The sequence below is a fragment of the Nocardioides humi genome (assembly GCF_006494775.1).
Classification (GTDB): domain Bacteria; phylum Actinomycetota; class Actinomycetes; order Propionibacteriales; family Nocardioidaceae; genus Nocardioides; species Nocardioides humi.
Map to the genome: position 1 here is coordinate 3,821,349 of NZ_CP041146.1, position 18,243 is coordinate 3,839,591.

Here is an 18,243-nt window from a genome sequence, read left to right on the forward strand (position 1 = left end):
GATCCCATGAGCCACGCATCCCCCTACGACGACGTCGAGATCCTCGGCATGATCGGCACCGCCGACGCCTCCGAGATCCGCCCCGGCAACGCCGCCGTCGTCGACCCCGACTACACCGCCCGGTTCGCCCGCGCCCACGAGGAGGGCGGCTTCGACCGCGTCCTCATCGGCTACGGCTCCGGCTGGGCCGAGGGCAGCCAGGTCGCGGCGTACGCCGCCGCGCACACCGAGCGCCTCGGCCTCCTCGTCGCGCACCGGCCCGGCGTCGTGCACCCGACGCTCGCGGCGCGCACGTTCACGACGCTCGACCAGTTCAGCAAGGGCCGGGTCGCGCTCAACATCGTGACCGGCAGCACCAACGCCGAGCAGCGCCGCGAAGGCGACTACGTGCCGCACGACGAGCGCTACGACCGCACCGACGAGTACCTCCAGATCCTGCGCACCGCCTGGGACACCAAGGGGCCGCGCGACTTCGAGGGCCGCTACTACCGCTTCGAGGGCGCCACCCCGCAGGTCTTCCCCTACCAGGACCGGCATCTGGAGCTCTTCTTCGGCGGCAGCTCGCCCGCGGCGTATGTCGTCGGCGCGAGGCGCGCGGACACCTACATGCTCTGGGGCGAGCCGCTGAAGGAGACCGGCGAGCAGATCGCCACCGTCACCGCGCGAGCCGCCGAGGCGGGACGCGCCCGGCGGCCGCGGATCTCGGTGTCCTTCCGGCCGATCCTCGGCGCGACCGACGAGGCCGCATGGGAGCGCGCGCACGGCATCCTCGACACGATCAACGGCGCGGTCGGCGCACAGTTCAAGCAGAAGATGGGCCAGCTGCATCCGCGGGATCGTGCGCCCGAGAACGCCGGATCCCAGCGCCTGCTTGCCGTGGCCGAGAAGGGCGAGCTGCACGACCGCTGCCTGTGGACGCCCACCACCAGGGCGGTCGGCGGTGGCGGCAACTCCACCGCGCTGGTCGGCTCGCCCGAGACCGTCGCCGCCGCGATCCTCGACTACGTCGAGATCGGCGTCGACACCGTGCTGATCCGCGGCTACGACCCGCTCCAGGACGCGATCGACTACGGCCGCGACCTGCTCCCGCTGGTCCGCCAGGAGCTGGCGCACCGCGCGGCCACGCGTCGTACCGGCGTCACGGAGAAGGCGGCCGTCTGATCCATGAGGCCGTTGGAAGGAGTGCGGGTCGTCGAGCTGGCGCACGTCGCCGCCGGGCCGTTCGCGGGCATGCTGCTCGCGGACCTCGGCGCGGACGTGGTCAAGGTCGAGCCGCCGACCGGTGACCAGATGCGGGCCTGGCCGCCCTTCGCCACGGAAGATGACGGGAGGGGCGGCGAGGACCGGTTCAGCCACAACTTCGCGTCGGTCAACCGCAACAAGCGCTCGGTCGTCGCCGACCTCAAGGATCCCGACGACCTGGCGCGGGTGCGGGGCCTGGTGGCGGCGGCCGACGTGGTCGTCGAGAACTACCGGCCCGGCGTGCTCGACCGGCTCGGCCTCGGCTACGCAACTGTGCGTGAGGGGCACCGGGGGTTGGTCTACTGCTCGATCTCCGGCTACGGGCTGCAGAGCCCGTATGTCGACCGCGGCGCCTACGACGTCGTCATCCAGGGCATGTCCGGGCTGATGAGCGTGACCGGCGAGCCCGACGGCGGACCGGTCAAGGCCGGCGTGCCGGTGGGCGACTTCACCGCCGGGCTCTACGCGGCGTACACGATCGCGGCGCTGCTGCCGCGGGTGCGCGACACGGGCGGGTCGGTGCGGGTGGACTGCCCGATGCTCGACTGCCTGCTCGGGGTCTCGGCGCTGCAGACCAGCGAGTACTGGGGATCCGGCGTCGAGCCGCGCCGGCTGGGCACGGCCCACCCGCGCAACGCCCCCTACCAGGGTTTCAGTGCCGCCGACGGCGACTTCACCGTGGCGGCCGGCAACGACCGGCTCTGGGCCGCGGTCGCGTCGGTGGTCGGGCTGCCCGAGCTCGTCGACGACCCGCGCTTCCGCACCCAGCTGGACCGGGTGCGGAACCAGCACGAGCTCGAGGCCCTGCTGCAGGCGCGCTTCGCCGAGGAGAAGCGCGAGCACTGGCTGACCGCCCTCGCCGCCCGCGGCGTGCCGTGCGGCCCGGTGAACACCTTCGGCGAGATCCTCGCCGACCCGCACGTGGAGGCGACCGGGCTGGTGGCCGCCGTCGACGTACCGGTGGCCGGGCCGACGCCGACCGTGGTCTTCCCGGTGCGGGTCGAGGGCCTCTCGCCGCGACTCGACCGCGGAGCCCCGCGGCTCGGCGCCGACACCGAGGTGTACGACGAGTGGGCGGCGCGATGAGCCTCGGCATCGTGCGCGGTGACGTCTGGACGGTCACCCTGGACCGCCCGGAGCGGGCCAACGCGCTCTCCGCTGAGCTGGTGGAGGCGCTGCACGGCGTGCTCGACGAGGCCGCCTCTGCACGGCCCGAGGCGCTGGTGCTGCGCGGCAACGACCGGCACTTCGCGGCCGGCTTCGACCTCGGGGGCTCTCCACGGAGACCGATGCCTCGCTGGCGCTGCGCTTCCTGCGGATCGGGCTGCTGCTCGAGCGGCTGATCGCGGCGCCGTACCGGACCGTCGCGGTCGCCGAGGGCGCCGCTGTCGGCGCTGGAGCCGATCTCGTGCTCGCCTGCGACCATCGACTGGTGGATCCCGCCGTGACGCTGCGCTTCCCCGGCTCGGCCTTCGGGGTCGCGCTCGGCACCGTGCGCCGGGCCGAGCTCGGCGCCGCCCTGACGACCGGCGTGCCGAGTACGTTGCCCGACGTGCTCCGCGCGGAGTCGCCGGCCCGCCCGCCCCACGACGGCGATGCCGAGCTCGCGGCGCTGGCCCGCTCGGTCGCCGTACCCGGCCTGCGCGACCGGATCGCGGCCTACCGGACAGCCCTGACGGAAGCCGGGATCCGTGGGTAGGCACCTACTACGCGACACCACGGCAGGGCGCTGGCTGCGTTGCCGCCGCTCGAAAGACCCCCAGTCTGTCTTCGCGGCGGACGCCTTGCCATCACCCCACCGTGGCGCCGCTCGCTACGGCGCCTACCCACGGACCCCGGCTAAGGAGAACGCATGACCCAGCAGCAGATCGTCCCCGTGGCGAGCGAGGTCCCGGAGATCGCCGCCTTCGCCGACCGGGTGGCCGACCTGGTCGCGCGCGGGCTCGACGAGCGTGCCCTCACCGCCGCGATCCGCGACGACCTCGAGGCGACCCTCGCCGCCGGCTTCGACCTGCCCGCCGAGACGACCCGGCCGGACCCGGAGCGCTACGTCATGTACCCGCTGCACGTCGCCGCCGACGGCTCCTTCTCGATCGCCAGCGCGGTGTGGAACGTCGGCCAGGGCACGCCCGTCCACGGCCACGAGACGTGGGGCGTGGTGGGGATCTACCGCGGCGTCGAGGTCGAGACGCGCTTCGAGAAGCCGTCCGCGCCCGACGTACCGCTGGTCGCCGAGGGCACCGACGAGTGGACCGCCGGCCAGGTCACGGTGTGCTGCACCACCGACGACGACGTGCACCAGGTCCGCTGCGGTGGCGACGAGCCGGTCGTCGGCATCCACGTCTACGGCGCCGACATCGGCACCCTGCCGCGCCGTTCGTACGATCCCGAGACCGGGGCCGTGCACTGGTTCACGTCCACGTGGGCCCTGACAGAAGGAGAGGACCGATGACCGTGACTTCCTGGGACGAGCCCGTCGGGGGTACGCCGCGCGGCACCCTGGTCGTGCTGCCCGGACGCGGCGAGACCGCCGCCTCGTACGATCGGTTCGGCCGGCGGCTGTCCGCCGACGCCTGGCGGGTGCGGCTGGTGCCGGTCGACCTCGGCGACCCGGACGGCCCCGACGCCGTCCGCGAGCAGGTGGAGAAGCTGCTCGTCGACGAGTCGCTCCCGGCCCCGAAGGTGCTGGTCGGCAGCGACTCCGGCGCGACCCTGGCCGCGCTGCTCGCGCCGGCACTTCCGGTGGACGGCGTTGTGCTCGCGGGCATCGCCCTGCCCGGCTCGGCCGGCGGCTCGTGGGACTCGTGGGAGGACGAGGTCGACGCACGCACTGCGTGTCCCGTGCACCGGCGGGTGATCTCCGAGGACAGCGGGTTCGGCCGCGGCGGCCTCGACCAGCCGCTGCCGTGGAGCTCGGTCGAGCTGACCTCCCCCGGGCGGCCGGTCCTCGTCCTGCACGGGTCCGCCGACCCGGTGACACCGGTCGCCGACGCCCTCGCGGCGTACGACGCCCTGCGGGAGGCGCGGGTCCGGGTCGTCGACGGCGGGCGTCACGACGTACTGAACGACGCCTCGCACCGCTCGGTCGCCGCCACGGTCGTGCTCTTCCTGGAGTCGCTGCGGCTGGGGACCGACCTGCCGGACGTCGTCCGCGAGCCCGAGGGGAGCGTGACCCGATGACCGTCGCTGTCGTGGTGGGCAACCCCAAGCCCGCCAGCCGCACCCTCTCCTCGGCGCTGTACGTCGCCCGCGAGCTCGCCGGCGAGCCCGACCTGGTCGTCGACCTCGCCACCCTCGGGCCGGCGCTCCTCGACTGGTCGGACGCCGGCGTCGGCGACCTCGTCGCCCAGGTGGGCGCCGCGGACCTGGTCGTCGTCGCGAGCCCGACCTACAAGTCGTCGTACACGGGGCTGCTGAAGCTGTTCCTCGACCGCTTCGCCGCCGACACCGGCCTCAACGGGCTGGCGGTGCCGCTCATGCTCGGCGGCGGCCCGGCCCACGCGCTGGCGCCGGAGTACACCCTGCGCCCGATCCTCGCCGAGCTCGGCGGGACCGTCCCCGGCCGGGCGCTGTACGTCCTCGACAGCGCGCACGACGACGACGCGTCGTACCGGCCCTGGCTGGACGCGGTCCGCCCCTTCGTCAGCGCCTACCTGGAGAGCAGGACCGCATGACCACCCTCGCCGGCAGCTTCGCGACCAACCAGGACCTCGACCCGGACCGGCTGCGCCAGGCGTTCGGGTTCTTCCCCAGCGGCGTGGTCGCGGTCGCCGCCGAGATCGACGGTCGGCCCGTCGGCCTCGCCGCGAGCTCGTTCACGTCGGTGAGCCTCGACCCGCCGCTGGTCTCGGTCAACCTCGCCGTCACCTCGAAGACCTGGCCCGACCTCAAGCGCGCCCCGCACCTCGGCGTCACCATCCTCGCCGACCACCACGCACCCGTCTGCCGCCAGCTCGCCGGCCCCGTCGAGAGCCGCTTCGACGGGGTCGCCCACAGCGTCACCGACGACGGCGCGCTCCTCCTCGACGACGGCCTCGCCCGGTTCGACTGCACCGTCTACCGCGAGGTCGAGGCCGGCGACCACGTCCTCGTCCTGCTCGAGCTGCACGCCGTCGACCACGTCGAGCAGGGCGCCGCCCTCGCTCCGCTCGTCTTCCACCGCAGCGGGTTCAGCCGGCTCGGGCGGGGCTGATCCGGTCCAGGATCGCCAGCTGCCGCGCCCACGCGGGCGACCCCGGGTCGATCACGGCGAAGTGGCCGCCGTCGACCTCGACCAGCGCCGCCTCGGCCCCGGCCGCCGCCGCGCGCTCGACGTACTCCCGGGACTGGCTGATCGGCACGTCCGCGTCGTCCGGGGCGTGCACGCACCACACGGGTACGGCGAGGGGGAGCTGCTGCGCGGGGTCGTAGCGGGCGTCGGCCTCGGTCGGCGGGTGGCCGAGCAGCTCGCGGACCGCACCGTCGCTGAGCCCCGCCGCGTCGGTGGCGCGCAGGTCGAGGACGCCGGCCTGGCTGATCACGTGGGTCACCGGCACCTCCTCGGGCCAGCCGAAGCGACCGCGCGCCGCCGCCCAGGTGGCGAGGTGCCCGCCCGCGGAGTGGCCGAGCGTGACGACCGTCGACGTGGCGAGGCCGAGCGTGGCGAGGTGGTCGATCCCGGCGGCGACGTCGTCGAAGGTCGCGGGCGTCCCGCCGCCGCTCCCCGGCCCGGTCCCGACCCGGCGGTACTCCAGGTTCCAGGCCGCCCAGCCCCGCGCGGCCAGGTCCGCCGCGAGCGGCGTGCCGAGCGACGCGGCGGTGTACGGCGCACGCCAGAAGCCGCCGTGGACCACCACCACGACGCCGCGCGGCGTGCCGGCGCGCGGCAGGTGGAGGTCGCCGTACTGGCTCGGGTCGTCGCCGTAGGCGTGGCGGGTCCGCTGCATGTCCGACATCGTCACGTACCCGGCATGATCGTGGCCATGGGTCACGACCACGTCGTCCTCCGCCCCGGCGAGTCGGGTGTGAACGCCTACCGCCTGCTCACCGAGCTGGTGGTCCCGCGCCCGATCGCCTGGGTGTCGAGCGTGTCCGCCGAGGGCGTCGGCAACCTGGCGCCGCACTCGTTCTTCACGGTGGCGAGCGCGGATCCCCCGATCGTCCAGTTCACCTCGGTCGGGGCGAAGGACACGCTGCGCAACGTCCGCGAGTCCGGTGAGTTCACGATCAGCCTGGCCACGCGGGCGCTGATCGACGACGTCAACGCGACCAGTGCCCCCTACCCGCGCGAGGTGGACGAGGCGGCTGCCGTCGGTGTCGCGATGGCGCCGAGCGCGGTCGTCGTACCGCCTCGGGTGGCGGCGTCGCCGGCGTCCCTGGAGTGCCGCCTCCACGACACCCTGCCGTTGGGCGACTCCGTCCTCGTGTTCGGCGACGTCGTGGCGGTCACCGTCGACCCGGAGGTCCTGGTCGACGGCCGCCCGGCCTTCGACCTCCTCGCGCCGCTGTCGCGGCTGGGCGGCAGCGCGTGGGGACTGCCGGGTGCGGTCGTCACCCGGCCCCGGCCGCGGTGAGCGCCGATCAGGCCCGCAGCCCGGTCGACACCAGGTCGACCAGCGCCTGGTACGCCTGCGCGTCGTCGAGCCCGGTGGCGGCGCCGATCCGGCCGTCGCCGATCGCGTCCATCACCTCGGCGACCGCGGCGCCGACGAAGCCGGCGTGGACCTGGCGGAGCGTGCCGGCGGCGACGCCCTCGGTGACGAGCGCCTGTACCCGCGCGGCGGCCTGGGCGGTGTTGGCGCGGTAGACCTCGGCGCCGGGCGGGAAGCCGGCGAGGTCGGCGTAGAACTGGGGGGAGGCGGGGGCGAGCTCGTCCGCCACCGCGGTGAGGTACGTCGCCAGGCGGTCCGCCGGGTCGGCGACCGCGTCGATCCGCTCCTCGATCCGCTCCGCGGCGCGCTTGAAGAAGTGCCGCACCGTGGCGGTGATGACCTGCTCCTTGCTGGGCGCCACGAGGTAGAGGGTGCTGCGCGAGCAGGAGAGGCGCTGGGCGAGCTCGCCGATGCCGAAGGCGGCGAAGCCCTCGGCGAGGAAGAGGTCGACCAGCTCGTCGAGCAGGGCGTCCCGGCGCTGGCGGGAGCGCGCGGGGAGGGTTCGCTGCTGCTGCACGGTCGCAGGCTAGCAATCGACCGGGTACTCTGTTCCGTACCAGTACCGCGATTGTAGTACTCGAACCGTTTCCTGGAGGACCCCATGCCCGCACGCCGCCTGTTGGCGACCGAGGAGACCGCGGACCTGCTCCGCCTCGCCCGCCAGCTCGCCACCGAGGAGCTGCTCCCGCGCGCGGCCGAGGCCGAGGCGACCGGCGCCTTCCCGCGCGAGGTGTTCCGGCTCCTCGGCCGGGCCGGGTTCCTCGGCCTGCCCTACCCGGAGGAGGTCGGTGGCGGCGGTCTGCCGTACGAGGTCTATCTCCAGGTGCTCGAGGAGCTCGGCGCCGTCTGGTCGAGCGTGGGCGTCGGGGTCTCGGTGCACGCCCTGAGCTGCTTCGGGCTGGCCGCCTTCGGCACCGACGAGCAGCGCGCGAAGTGGCTCCCCGAGATGCTGGGCGGCGAGCTGCTCGGCGCCTACTGCCTCTCCGAGGCGCAGGCCGGCTCCGACCCCGCCGCGATGCGGACCCGCGCCCGCCGCGACGGCGACGAGTACGTCATCGACGGCGCCAAGGCGTGGGTCACCCACGGCGGCCAGGCCGACTTCTACAAGGTCATGGCGCGCACCGGCGACGGGCGCGGCGACATCTCCTGCTTCCTGGTCCGCGCCGACACCCCCGGCCTGTCCGCCGACCCGCCCGAGCAGAAGATGGGCCTGATGGGCTCGACGACGGCGACCGTGCGCTTCGAGGGCGTCCGGGTCCCGGCCGACCAGCGGCTCGGCGACGAGGGGCAGGGCCTGAAGATCGCGCTCGCCGGCCTCGACTCCGGCCGGCTCGGCATCGCCGCCGTCGCGACCGGTCTCGCCCAGGGCGCGCTCGACCGCGCGGTCGCCTACGCCCAGCAGCGCGAGTCCTTCGGCCAGCGGATCATCGACCACCAGGGCCTGGCCTTCGTGCTCGCCGACATGGAGGCCGCCGTCCAGTCCGCGCGCGCCACGCTGCTGCACGCCGCCCGGCTCCGCGACCACGGACTGCCCTTCTCCCGCGAGGCCTCGATCGCCAAGCTGGTCGCCACCGACGCCGCGATGAAGGTGACCACCGACGCCGTCCAGGTCCTCGGCGGAGCCGGCTACACGAAGGACTTCCCCGTCGAGCGGTACATGCGCGAGGCCAAGGTGATGCAGATCTTCGAGGGCACCAACCAGATCCAGCGGATGGTCATCGGCCGCTCCCTCGACCGCGACCCCGCCGCCGGCGGGATCATCTCGGTGGGCTGACCACCCCGACCCGAGCACAACCGCGCGCACAACCGCGAGCACGCCCCGGCACGCTCTAGGGTGACGGCGTGAGCGAAGCGGAGCTGCCGGAGCCGGTGGAGCGGCGGCTGCAGCGGCTCTGGGCCGAGGCGGCCGAGCGGGGCGGGCCGATGCCGAGCGAGATCGCGCTCGCCTCCTCGCTGGAGATCAGCCGCCCGGCGGTGCGCGAGGCGCTGGTCCGGCTCGAGGAGCGCGGCTTCATCCACCGGCGCAAGGGCGCCGACACGACGGTCAACAGCTCGCTGCTCGGCATCCCCGCACGCTTCGAGCAGCGGCTCGACAGCTCCGCGCTGATCGCCGCGATGGGCCGGACCCCGTCCGTGACGGTGGTGTCCGCCGACGTCGGCGAGGTGAGCCTCGACGAGGCGGACGAGTACGACGTCTCGCCGCGCCGGACCGTGCTGCGCACGACCAAGGTCTGGTCGGCCGACGGCGAGCCGGTGCTCGTCGCGCGCGACGTCGTACCGGTGCTGACCGACACCGACCCGACGGCCCTCGACCCCGCCGCGCCGATGTCGGAGCTCGCCCGCGCGCTGGTGGGGGAGCAGGTCGGTTGGGAGCTGGTCTGGCCCGGCGCCGACGGCCTGTCGCCCGAGGACGCCGGGCTGACCGGGCGCCCGGAGGGCGAGCCGGCGATGACGCTCGAGGCGACCGGGATCAGCCGCACCGGCACGGTCTGCTACTGGACCCGCGAGGTGCACCTGCGCGGGGCGTTCCGGTACGCGATGGTCCGCCGCGCGGACTGGTAGCGGGTCAGCGCAGCAGCCGCGTCGTCGTCTCCGACTCCGCGACGACCCGGCCCTCGCGGACGACCCAGCGCGGCCGCGCGTGCTCGGTGAGGACGTCGCGCAGCCGGCCGTCCGCGTGCACGCACAGGTCGGCCGGGTTGCCCTCCGCGATCGCATGGTCCGGTACGCCGAGCACGTCGGCCGCGCGCGTGGTCACCAGGTCGAGCAGCAGCCGCTGGTCCGCCCCGGTGAGGAAGCGCAGGGTGTGGGCGGCGAGGAAGGCCACCTCCAGCATGCTGTGCCGCCCGAACGGGTAGTACGCGTCCTCGATGTCGTCCTGCCCCAGCGCCACCGGGATGCCGTCCTCGAGGAACTCCCGCACCGGCAGGTGCAGCGGCCCCGTGTGCGGGTCGGACACGAAGCCCAGCCCGGCCGCGTGCGCGAGGTCCATCAGCCGCTGCAGCGTCGGCTGGGGGTACGTCGCCAGCGCCCGCGCGTGGCAGGCGACGCCCCGCCCGTGGAGGCCGTGCTCGATCATCGCCTCGGCCAGCAGCTGCGTCGTCCGCAGTCCCGGGTCGCCGGCGTCGTCGACCAGCATCGCCACCCGCCGGCCCTGCTCCGCGGCCAGCCGGCAGGCCCACTCGACGTGCGCGCGGGCGTCGGCGTCGGTCATCTCGATCCACGGGATCCCGCCGACGACGTCGGCGCCCATCCGCAGCGCCTCCTCGCACAGCTCCGCGGCGCCGGGGTCGCGGAGCAGGCCGTCCTGCGGGAACGCCACGACCTGCACGTCCAGCAGGTCGCGGTACTCCTCGCGCACCGCCAGCACCGCCTCCATCCCCACCAGCCGCGCGGTGGTGTCGACGTCCACGAACGCCTGGATGTGCAGCACCCCGTGCGCGACCGCCGCGTCGAGCGCGCGGCGTACGTTGGGCTCGAGCCAGGCGCGGTCGTACTGCCGCTTCACTCCGCTCGCCTCCCGCACGATCGAGCGCAGCGCGGCGCCCATGCTGCCGGAGGTGTACGCCGCCAGCGCGCCGTCGCCCGCGCGGTCGAGCGTGTGCACCTTCTCCAGGTGCATGTGCCCGTTGACGAACGACTCGGTGACCAGTCCGCCGCCCGCGTCGATGGTCCGGGCCGCGGTGGTGTCGGCCGGCACGGCGGCCGCGACGTGCACGTAGCGGCCGTCGCGGATCCCCAGCGCGACCGGCGACCCGTCGGCCAGGCGGGCGTTCGTGACGAGCAGGTCGAGCGGCGCGCTCATGCCGCCGCCTCGAAGACGATCGACTCCTGCAGGGTGAGCGCGCGGCGGAGGGTGTTGCCGACGGGGCAGGTCTCGACGCCGTGCCGCAGCGCCTCCTGCTGCTCGGGCGTGAGGTCGCCGTGCACGGTGACCTCGGCGATGATCCGCGAGATCCGCAGCTCCCGCTCGCCGGGATCGAGGGGGCCGGACGTGGGCCGGTTGATCCGCAGCGAGAGCCGGATCACCGCCCGGTCGTAGTCGAAGCCCTGCTGCCGCGCGACGCCCCGCAGCGTGCCGGCCATGCAGCCGCCGAGCGCCGAGAGCACGAGCCCGAACGGGTTGGGCGCCGTACCGCCGCCCTCGAACTCGCGCGGCTCGTCGATGACGACGGAGTGCTCCCCGCCGACCACGGCGAGCGAGGCGTAGTCGGTCAGGCTGTGGACGACGACGTCGCGGTTGGCCGACGCGTGGGTCGTGGCGCTCATGGTTCCTCCCGGAGTCCTGGGATCTGTCAGACACGACAGTCCTCACCTGTCAGACAGGTGTCAAGGGTCCGGAGCGCGCCCGACCGCCGGCTCGTCAGGTGTCGCCGAGCCGGCGGTCGGGAGAGGGTCAGGAGTTGCCGTCGACCGGTACGACGCCCGCGCGGTGCCGCTGCGCGAGCTCGGCGTAGTAGGGCGCATTGGTCTCGACCCAGAACTGCGCGCCGGTGCCCTCGATCGGCTTCCTCGCCTCGGCGGGGGCGCCGGCCGCCAGCACCCCCGCGGGGATGGCGGTGCCGGGGGTGACGACGGCGCCGGCGGCGACGAGCGAGCCGGCGCCGACGGTGGCGCCGTCGAGGACGGTGCTGGCGTTCCCGAGCAGCGACTTCTCGCCCATGGCGTCGCCGTGGAACACGCAGCCGTGCGCCACCGTGGCGTCGGGGCCGATGTCGACGACCACGTCGGGGGCGCCGTGGACGACCGAGTTGTCCTGGATGTTCGACCCTGCGCGGACGATGATCGTGCAGATGTCGGCGCGCAGGACGGCGCCGTACCAGACGCTGGCGCCCTTCTCGACGCGTACGTCGCCGATCAGGGTCGCGGTCGGCGCGACGAACGCCTCGGGGTGGACCTGGGGCCGGCGGCCCTCGAACTCGTAGAGGAACACGGGGACACCGTAGGGGTCAGCCGCCGGGGCCCCGCAGCCGGTGCTCCGCCGAGCGCCACGGCTTGACCCAGGTCATGTCCTCGGGGCGCAGCGGCTCGCCGCAGGCGCTGCAGGTCTCGGCACGGGTGGTCTCCCGGCCGCAGGGCTCGTGCCGCAGGGTCATGTGGGCGCCCCCGTCGGGCAGGCGCGTGTGCTGCTCGCCCCAGATCGCGAGCTGCTGGAGCAGGGGGAGCAGGTCGGCGGCGGCCTCGGTGGCGACGTACCGCTGGCGGGTGCGGCCGTCGCGCACGTAGTCGACGGTGTCGAGCAGCCCCGCCTCGCGCATCGCCCGCAGCCGCCGGCTGAGGACGGCCTCGGAGATGCCGAGGTTGTCGCGCAGCTGCTCGAAGCGGCCGCTGCCGTGCAGCACGTCGCGCACGATGAGCAGCACCCACGGGTCCCCGAGGACGTCCAGGGAGCGGCGGATGGGGCAGTGCTCCGTCGACCAGTCGGACCGCAGCGGCATGCGTGCTAGCGTACGCGCTCTGACTTCCTTGAAGAAAGCCATGTGATGACCGCGACCTCCTCGCCCACCACGCGCCGCGGCCTCCACCCGGCCTGGGCCGTGGCGGCGGTCGCGTTCCTCGCCCTCGTCGGCGCCGCGGGCTTCCGGGCCGCGCCCGGCGCGCTGATGGTGCCGCTGCACGACGAGTTCGGCTGGTCGACCAGCGTGATGTCGCTGGCGGTCAGCATCAACCTCGTCCTCTTCGGGCTGACCGCGCCGTTCGCCGCGGCGCTGATGGACCGGTTCGGCGTACGACGGGTGGTCGCCGCGGCGCTCACCCTGGTCGCCCTCGGGGCGGGCGGCAGCGTGCTCATGACGGCGTCGTGGCAGCTGCTCGTGTGCTGGGGCGTGCTGATCGGCCTCGGCACCGGCTCGATGGCGCTGGTCTTCGCCGCGACCATCGCGAACCGGTGGTTCGAGCGGCGCCGCGGGCTCGTGATGGGCGTGCTGACCGCCGGCTCGGCGACCGGTCAGCTGGTGTTCCTACCGATCGTCGCGGCGCTGGCCGAGGGCGCCGGCTGGCGCCCGGCCTCGCTCGTCATCGCGGCGGCGGCGCTCGCCGTCGTACCCGTGGTGTGGCTGGTCGTCCGCGACCACCCCGCGGACCGCGGCGTCCTCCCGTACGGCGCCGCCGCGGACTGGGTCGCGCCGCCGCGCGCCACCGGCGGGGCGACCCGGCGCGCGCTCGAGGGCCTCGCGTACGCCGCCCGCTCGCGGGCGTTCTGGGCGCTCGCGGTCGCCTTCGCCATCTGCGGCGCGACCACCAACGGCCTGATCGGGATCCACTTCATCCCGTCGGCGCACGACCACGGCATGTCCGCCACCACGGCCGCCGGGCTGCTCGCCGTGGTCGGCGTCTTCGACATCGTCGGCACCATCGCCTCGGGCTGGCTCACCGACCGGTTCGACCCGCGATTGCTGCTCGTCGCCTACTACCTCTTCCGCGGCCTCGGGCTGCTTCTGCTGCCGAGCCTGCTGGCGGACGCCGTCCACCCCAGCATGGTGCTGTTCATCGTGATCTACGGCCTGGACTGGGTCGCGACCGTGCCGCCGACCGCCGCGCTGTGCCGGGAGGCGTTCGGCGAGCGCGGCACCATCGTCTTCGGCTGGGTCTTCGCCTCCCACCAGCTCGGCGCGGCCGTCGCCGCCCTCGGCGCCGGTGTCATCCGCGACACGCTCGGCGCCTACACCTGGGCCTGGTGGGGCGGCGCCGCCCTCTGCGCGATCGCCGCCGTGCTGTCCCTCATCCCGCGACCCGGCTCGTCCTGACCCCGAAATGGCGTCGACCCGGCGCATCCTTACCTTTCGCGAGGTAAGGATGCGCCGGGTCGGCGTTGTCCTGAGGTCAGTTTGCGCCGGGTCGGGTCAGTCCTTGATCTCGCAGACGACCTCGCCGTTGCCGATGGTGGCGCCGACCTCGGCCGACAGGCCGGTGACGGTGCCGGCCTTGTGGGCCTTGAGCGGCTGCTCCATCTTCATCGCCTCGAGGACGACGACGACGTCGCCCTCCTCGACCGCCTGGCCCTCCTCGACGGCGACCTTCACGATGGTGCCCTGCATCGGGGAGGTGACCGAGTCGCCCGAGGCCGCGGCGCCGGCCTTCTTGCCGCCCGCGCGCTTGGGCTTCTTCGCGCCGCCCGTGCCGCCACCGACGGCCAGGCCGCCGAGACCGGCGGGGAGGACGACCTCGATCCGCTTGCCGCCGACCTCGACGACCACCCTCTGCTTCTCGCCCTGGTCCTCCGCCTCGCCCGCGGCACCCCCGTAGGGCGTGATCTGGTTGTCGAAGTCGGTCTCGATCCAGGTCGTGTAGACGTCGAACGATCCCTCGCCGGAGGGATTGGACGCACCGACCCACGCCGGGTCGTTGACGATGACCTCGTGGAAGGTGATCGCGGTCGGCATGCCGTCGACCTCGAACTCGGCGAGCGCGCGCCGGGAGCGCTCGATCGCCTGGGTCCGGCTCGACCCGGTGATGATCAGCTTGGCGATCAGCGAGTCGAACGCGCCGGGCACGGTCTCGCCGACCTCGTAGCCGCCGTCGACGCGCACGCCCGGGCCCTGCGGCGGGTTCCAGGCGGTCAGGGTCCCGGGGGCGGGCATGAAGTTGTTGCCGCCGTCCTCGGCGTTGATCCGGTACTCGATGGAGTGGCCGCGGATCTCCGGGTCGTCGTACCCGAGCTCCTCGCCCGCGGCGATCCGGAACATCTCACGGACCAGGTCGATGCCGGTGACCTCCTCGGACACGCAGTGCTCGACCTGGAGGCGGGTGTTGACCTCGAGGAAGGAGATGGTGCCGTCGGCCGCCACGAGGAACTCGCAGGTGCCGGCGCCGACGTACCCGGCCTCGCGCAGGATCGCCTTGGACGACTCGTAGAGGCGCTGGTTCTGCTCGTCGGTCAGGAACGGCGCGGGCGCCTCCTCGACGAGCTTCTGGTGGCGGCGCTGCAGTGAGCAGTCCCGGGTGGAGACGACCACGACGTTGCCGTGGGAGTCGGCGAGGCACTGGGTCTCGACGTGGCGGGGCTTGTCGAGGAACTTCTCGACCAGGCACTCGCCGCGGCCGAAGGCGGAGACCGCCTCGCGGGTCGCGGACTCGTAGAGCTCGGGGATCTCCTCGAGGGTGCGGGCGACCTTGAGGCCGCGGCCACCGCCGCCGAAGACCGCCTTGATGGCGACCGGGAGGCCGTGCTCCTTCGCGAACGCGACGATCTCGTCGGCGGACTCCACCGCGTCCTTGAGGCCGGGGGCGAGCGGGGCGCCGGCGGCGAGGGCGATCTGCTTGGCCTTGGCCTTGTCGCCGAGCCCCTCGATCGCGGCGGGCGAGGGGCCGATCCAGATCAGGCCGGCGTCGAGGACGGCCTGGGCGAACTCGGCGTTCTCGGCGAGGAAGCCGTAGCCCGGGTGCACCGAGTCGGCGCCGGACTGCTTCGCGACCTCGACGATCTTGGCGATGTCGAGGTAGGTCTCCGCCGGCGTGGCACCGCCCAGGGAGTAGGCCTCGTCGGCCAGGCGCACGAACAGCGCGTTCGCGTCCGGCTCGGCGTAGACGGCGACCGAGCCGATACCGGCGTCCTTGGCCGCACGGATGACCCGCACCGCGATCTCGCCGCGGTTGGCGATCAGGACCTTCTTCAACGACATGGTGTGGCCTTCCAGTTTCGTGACGGCGGAGTCAGCGGGGCAGGGCGCTGGCGCGCCACGCGCCGCGTCCCGGGGTCGGGTGGGTGGTCGCGGTGGCGCGCAGGCGGCGGGCCGGGTCGGTCCACTCCGAGCGCGGGGCCGCGGGCGCCGGAGCGCCACCGCCGAGGGCGGAGAGCACGGCGACGAGCGCGGCGACCTCCTCCGGCGTGGTGCCGGGGGTGAGGACGGAAAGGAGGGGCGGTACGACGTCGCTCGTCGTGCCGGTCTGCTCCTCGGTCATACCGGTGCTCCCTGTCGGTTCGTTCGGTCTCGGTTGGTCTGTGGGGCGCCGACCCGGCGCATCCCTGCTTCGGTCGCTGCGCTCCCTCGCCCGGATCCGCCGGGTCGGCTTTCCACAGTTTCAGCAGGCAATATTCCGCTCTGAGGTCGAAGCGCGCAGCGCTGAGACCTCAGAGCGGGATATTGCCGTGCTTCTTCGGCGGCAGCGTCTCCCGCTTGGTCCGCAGCAGCCGCAGCGCCTTGACCACCTCGGCCCGGGTCTCCGACGGCTTGATCACGCCGTCGACGTACCCGCGCTCGGCGGCGATGTAGGGGTTGGCCAGCGTGGTCTCGTACTCGTCGATCAGCTCGGCCCGCTTGGCCTCGACGTCGCCGCCGGCGGCCTCGAGCTCGGCGAGGGTACGGCGGTGCACGATGTTGGCCGCGCCCTGGGCGCCCATCACGGCGATCTGGCCGGTGGGCCACGACAGGTTGATGTCGGCGCCGAGGTGCTTGGACCCCATCACGTCGTACGCGCCGCCGTAGGCCTTGCGGGTGATGATCGTGACCAGCGGGACGGTCGCCTCGGCGTAGGCGTAGATCAGCTTCGCGCCGCGGCGGATGATGCCGAGGTGCTCCTGGTCGACGCCGGGGAGGAAGCCCGGGACGTCGACGAAGGTCAGCACCGGGATGTTGAAGGCGTCGCAGGTCCGCACGAAGCGGGCGGCCTTCTCGGAGGCGTCGATGTCGAGTGTGCCGGCGAACTGCATCGGCTGGTTGGCGACCACGCCGACCGAGCGGCCCTCGACCCGGCCGTAGCCGACGATGATGTTGGGCGCGAACAGCGGCTGCACCTCGAGGAAGTCGCCGTCGTCGAGGATCGTCGTGATGACGTCGTGCATGTCGTACGGCTGGTTCGGCGAGTCCGGGATCAGCGCGTCGAGCGCCAGGTCCTCGGCCGTCGGCTCCAGGTCGGCCGCCTCGTCGTACGACGGCGGCTCGTCGAGGTTGTTCTGCGGGAGGAACGACAGCAGCGCCTTGACGTACTCGATGGCGTCGTCCTCGTCGTGGGCCATGTAGTGGGCGTTGCCCGACTTGGTGTTGTGGGCCCGGGCGCCGCCGAGCTCCTCCATCGAGATGTTCTCGCCGGTGACGGTCTTGATGACGTCGGGTCCGGTGATGAACATCGCCGAGGTCTGGTCGACCATGATCGTGAAGTCGGTGACCGCGGGGGAGTAGACGTGGCCGCCCGCGCAGTTGCCCATGATCATCGAGATCTGCGGGATGACGCCCGAGGCGTGCACGTTGCGGCGGAAGATCTCGCCGTACAGGCCGAGCGAGACGACGCCCTCCTGGATCCGGGCGCCGGCGCCCTCGTTGATGCCGATGATGGGGCAGCCGGACTTCATGGCGAGGTCCATGACCTTGGTGATCTTCTCGCCGTAGACCTCGCCGAGGGAGCCGCCGAAGACCGTGAAGTCCTGGGAGAACACGCACACCTGGCGGCCGTCGACGGTGCCGTAGCCGGTGATCACGCCGTCGCCGTACGGGCGGGTCCGCTCCAGGCCGAAGGCGGTCGAGCGGTGGCGGGCGAACTCGTCGAGCTCGACGAAGCTGCCCTCGTCGAAGAGCTGCTCGATCCGCTCGCGGGCGGTCTTGCGTCCCTTGGCGTGCTGCTTCTCCTGCGCCTTGGCGGCGGGAGCGTGCACGGCCTCGTCGGTGCGGCGGTCCAGGTCCGCCAGCTTGCCCGCCGTCGTGTGCAGGTCGATCTCGGTCATGAAACTGAGTATCATCCATTGACACTGAAGTTCACAAGTGGGGGTGGGGTGTGACGGAAGCGCGCGAGGAGGACCGGCGGCTGAGCCCTGCCGAGGCGATCGTCGACGCCGCCTTCCGGCTGTTCGCCGAGAACGGGTACGACGAGACCAGCGTCGGCGACATCGCCACCGCCGCCGGGGTGAGCCGCAGCTCCTTCTTCCGGCTGTTCGGGTCGAAGGAGATGGTGATCTTCCCCGATCACGACGCGATCCTCGCCGCCGTCGAGGAGCGGCTGGCGGCCTCGACCGAGAAGAGCGCCATCCTCGCCGTCTCCGACGCCGTGCGGGTCGTCCTCTTCCACTACATCGCGGAGGGCCCGCTGGCCCGCCGGCGCTACGAGCTCACCTCGACCGTCCTCGCGCTGCGCGAGCGGGAGCTGATCAGCGGCGCCCGCTACCAGCAGCTGTTCCGCCAGTACATCAGCGCCTGGGGCGACGGCTCGGAGGAGTCCGAGCGCCGCGCCGAGCTGATGGCCGCCGCCGTGGTCGCCGCCCACAACCACGTGCTGCGGCGCTGGCTGCGCGGGGAGTGCGAGGACCCGCACGTCGAGATCGACGAGGCCATGGCGCAGGTCAACGCGCTCTTCGCGCCGGCGTCGGGGCCGCGCGCCGTGGTCGTCGTACGCACGGACCAGGACCTCGAGGCGGTCGCCGAGCGGCTCCGCTCGATGTGAG

General features: G+C 73.4%; 22 protein-coding genes. 13 read left to right on the forward strand and 9 right to left on the reverse strand.

Annotation, left to right across the window (positions count from 1 at the left end; genetic code table 11):
* The first annotated feature begins 6 nt into the window (after positions 1-6).
* The 8 genes from FIV44_RS18610 (at position 7) to FIV44_RS18640 (ending at position 5,434) form a co-directional block, all read left to right on the forward strand.
* Positions 7-1,161: an LLM class flavin-dependent oxidoreductase gene (locus FIV44_RS18610; RefSeq protein ID WP_141005748.1), complete on the forward strand. Its 1,155-nt coding sequence runs from the start codon at positions 7-9 to the stop codon at positions 1,159-1,161.
* A gap of 3 nt (positions 1,162-1,164) precedes the next feature.
* Complete coding sequence (locus tag FIV44_RS18615; protein ID WP_141005749.1) at positions 1,165-2,328, forward strand: CaiB/BaiF CoA transferase family protein; 1,164 nt, start codon at positions 1,165-1,167, stop codon at positions 2,326-2,328.
* On the forward strand, positions 2,325-2,585 hold the full coding sequence (locus FIV44_RS31470) for an enoyl-CoA hydratase-related protein (RefSeq protein WP_219996088.1): 261 nt from the start codon (positions 2,325-2,327) through the stop codon (positions 2,583-2,585). The genes FIV44_RS18615 and FIV44_RS31470 overlap by 4 nt, the downstream gene beginning before the upstream one ends.
* A gap of 89 nt (positions 2,586-2,674) precedes the next feature.
* On the forward strand, positions 2,675-2,941 hold the full coding sequence (locus FIV44_RS31475) for a hypothetical protein (RefSeq protein WP_219996089.1): 267 nt from the start codon (positions 2,675-2,677) through the stop codon (positions 2,939-2,941).
* A 153-nt stretch (positions 2,942-3,094) separates the two neighbouring features.
* Positions 3,095-3,694 carry a cysteine dioxygenase family protein gene (locus tag FIV44_RS18625; protein ID WP_141005750.1) on the forward strand — a complete coding sequence of 200 codons (600 nt, stop codon included), beginning with the start codon at positions 3,095-3,097 and terminating at the stop codon, positions 3,692-3,694.
* On the forward strand, positions 3,691-4,422 hold the full coding sequence (locus FIV44_RS18630) for an alpha/beta hydrolase (RefSeq protein ID WP_141005751.1): 732 nt from the start codon (positions 3,691-3,693) through the stop codon (positions 4,420-4,422). Before FIV44_RS18625 ends, FIV44_RS18630 begins: the two co-directional genes overlap by 4 nt.
* Positions 4,419-4,916: an NAD(P)H-dependent oxidoreductase gene (locus FIV44_RS18635; RefSeq protein WP_141005752.1), complete on the forward strand. Its 498-nt coding sequence runs from the start codon at positions 4,419-4,421 to the stop codon at positions 4,914-4,916. The genes FIV44_RS18630 and FIV44_RS18635 overlap by 4 nt, the downstream gene beginning before the upstream one ends.
* A complete protein-coding gene (locus FIV44_RS18640) occupies positions 4,913-5,434 on the forward strand; it encodes a flavin reductase family protein (protein WP_141005753.1) in 522 nt (173 codons plus the stop codon). The genes FIV44_RS18635 and FIV44_RS18640 overlap by 4 nt, the downstream gene beginning before the upstream one ends.
* On the opposite strand, the gene FIV44_RS18645 is transcribed toward FIV44_RS18640, so the two are convergent.
* Entirely contained in the window at positions 5,412-6,167 is a 756-nt protein-coding gene (locus tag FIV44_RS18645) for an alpha/beta hydrolase family protein (protein ID WP_141005754.1), read from the reverse strand. The genes FIV44_RS18640 and FIV44_RS18645 overlap by 23 nt on opposite strands.
* 36 nt (positions 6,168-6,203) lie before the next feature.
* On the opposite strand from FIV44_RS18645, the gene FIV44_RS18650 reads away from it, so the two are divergent.
* Positions 6,204-6,794, forward strand: coding sequence for a flavin reductase family protein (locus FIV44_RS18650; protein WP_141005755.1), 591 nt, complete (start codon positions 6,204-6,206; stop codon positions 6,792-6,794).
* Positions 6,795-6,801: 7 nt separating this feature from the next.
* Here the strand turns inward: FIV44_RS18650 and FIV44_RS18655 are convergent, their stop codons facing one another.
* A complete protein-coding gene (locus FIV44_RS18655; RefSeq protein ID WP_141005756.1) occupies positions 6,802-7,389 on the reverse strand; it encodes a TetR/AcrR family transcriptional regulator in 588 nt (195 codons plus the stop codon).
* A gap of 84 nt (positions 7,390-7,473) precedes the next feature.
* Here FIV44_RS18655 and FIV44_RS18660 point away from each other — a divergent pair, with 84 nt between their 5' ends.
* Both FIV44_RS18660 and FIV44_RS18665 read left to right on the forward strand, forming a co-directional pair.
* Positions 7,474-8,646, forward strand: coding sequence for an acyl-CoA dehydrogenase family protein (locus tag FIV44_RS18660; protein WP_141005757.1), 1,173 nt, complete (start codon positions 7,474-7,476; stop codon positions 8,644-8,646).
* A 68-nt stretch (positions 8,647-8,714) separates the two neighbouring features.
* Complete coding sequence (locus FIV44_RS18665; RefSeq protein ID WP_141005758.1) at positions 8,715-9,434, forward strand: GntR family transcriptional regulator; 720 nt, start codon at positions 8,715-8,717, stop codon at positions 9,432-9,434.
* A 4-nt stretch (positions 9,435-9,438) separates the two neighbouring features.
* On the opposite strand, the gene FIV44_RS18670 is transcribed toward FIV44_RS18665, so the two are convergent.
* The 4 genes from FIV44_RS18670 to FIV44_RS18685 form a co-directional block, all read right to left on the reverse strand.
* Entirely contained in the window at positions 9,439-10,677 is a 1,239-nt protein-coding gene (locus FIV44_RS18670; RefSeq protein WP_141005759.1) for an amidohydrolase family protein, read from the reverse strand.
* Complete coding sequence (locus FIV44_RS18675; RefSeq protein ID WP_141005760.1) at positions 10,674-11,141, reverse strand: OsmC family protein; 468 nt, start codon at positions 11,139-11,141, stop codon at positions 10,674-10,676. The genes FIV44_RS18670 and FIV44_RS18675 overlap by 4 nt, the downstream gene beginning before the upstream one ends.
* 127 nt (positions 11,142-11,268) lie before the next feature.
* A complete protein-coding gene (locus FIV44_RS18680) occupies positions 11,269-11,805 on the reverse strand; it encodes a gamma carbonic anhydrase family protein (RefSeq protein WP_141005761.1) in 537 nt (178 codons plus the stop codon).
* A gap of 16 nt (positions 11,806-11,821) precedes the next feature.
* Positions 11,822-12,310, reverse strand: coding sequence for a winged helix-turn-helix transcriptional regulator (locus FIV44_RS18685; RefSeq protein WP_141005762.1), 489 nt, complete (start codon positions 12,308-12,310; stop codon positions 11,822-11,824).
* A 45-nt stretch (positions 12,311-12,355) separates the two neighbouring features.
* On the opposite strand from FIV44_RS18685, the gene FIV44_RS18690 reads away from it, so the two are divergent.
* Positions 12,356-13,618, forward strand: a complete 1,263-nt coding sequence (locus tag FIV44_RS18690) for an MFS transporter (RefSeq protein ID WP_141005763.1) — start codon at positions 12,356-12,358, stop codon at positions 13,616-13,618.
* Between the two features lie 96 nt (positions 13,619-13,714).
* On the opposite strand, the gene FIV44_RS18695 is transcribed toward FIV44_RS18690, so the two are convergent.
* The 3 genes from FIV44_RS18695 to FIV44_RS18705 form a co-directional block, all read right to left on the reverse strand.
* Complete coding sequence (locus FIV44_RS18695; RefSeq protein ID WP_141005764.1) at positions 13,715-15,493, reverse strand: acetyl/propionyl/methylcrotonyl-CoA carboxylase subunit alpha; 1,779 nt, start codon at positions 15,491-15,493, stop codon at positions 13,715-13,717.
* 31 nt (positions 15,494-15,524) lie between these two features.
* Complete coding sequence (locus FIV44_RS18700; RefSeq protein WP_141005765.1) at positions 15,525-15,773, reverse strand: acyl-CoA carboxylase subunit epsilon; 249 nt, start codon at positions 15,771-15,773, stop codon at positions 15,525-15,527.
* 169 nt (positions 15,774-15,942) lie between these two features.
* Positions 15,943-17,529 carry an acyl-CoA carboxylase subunit beta gene (locus tag FIV44_RS18705; RefSeq protein WP_141005766.1) on the reverse strand — a complete coding sequence of 529 codons (1,587 nt, stop codon included), beginning with the start codon at positions 17,527-17,529 and terminating at the stop codon, positions 15,943-15,945.
* A gap of 50 nt (positions 17,530-17,579) precedes the next feature.
* Here FIV44_RS18705 and FIV44_RS18710 point away from each other — a divergent pair, with 50 nt between their 5' ends.
* Positions 17,580-18,242 carry a TetR/AcrR family transcriptional regulator gene (locus tag FIV44_RS18710; RefSeq protein ID WP_246086488.1) on the forward strand — a complete coding sequence of 221 codons (663 nt, stop codon included), beginning with the start codon at positions 17,580-17,582 and terminating at the stop codon, positions 18,240-18,242.
* Position 18,243 lies beyond the last annotated feature (1 nt).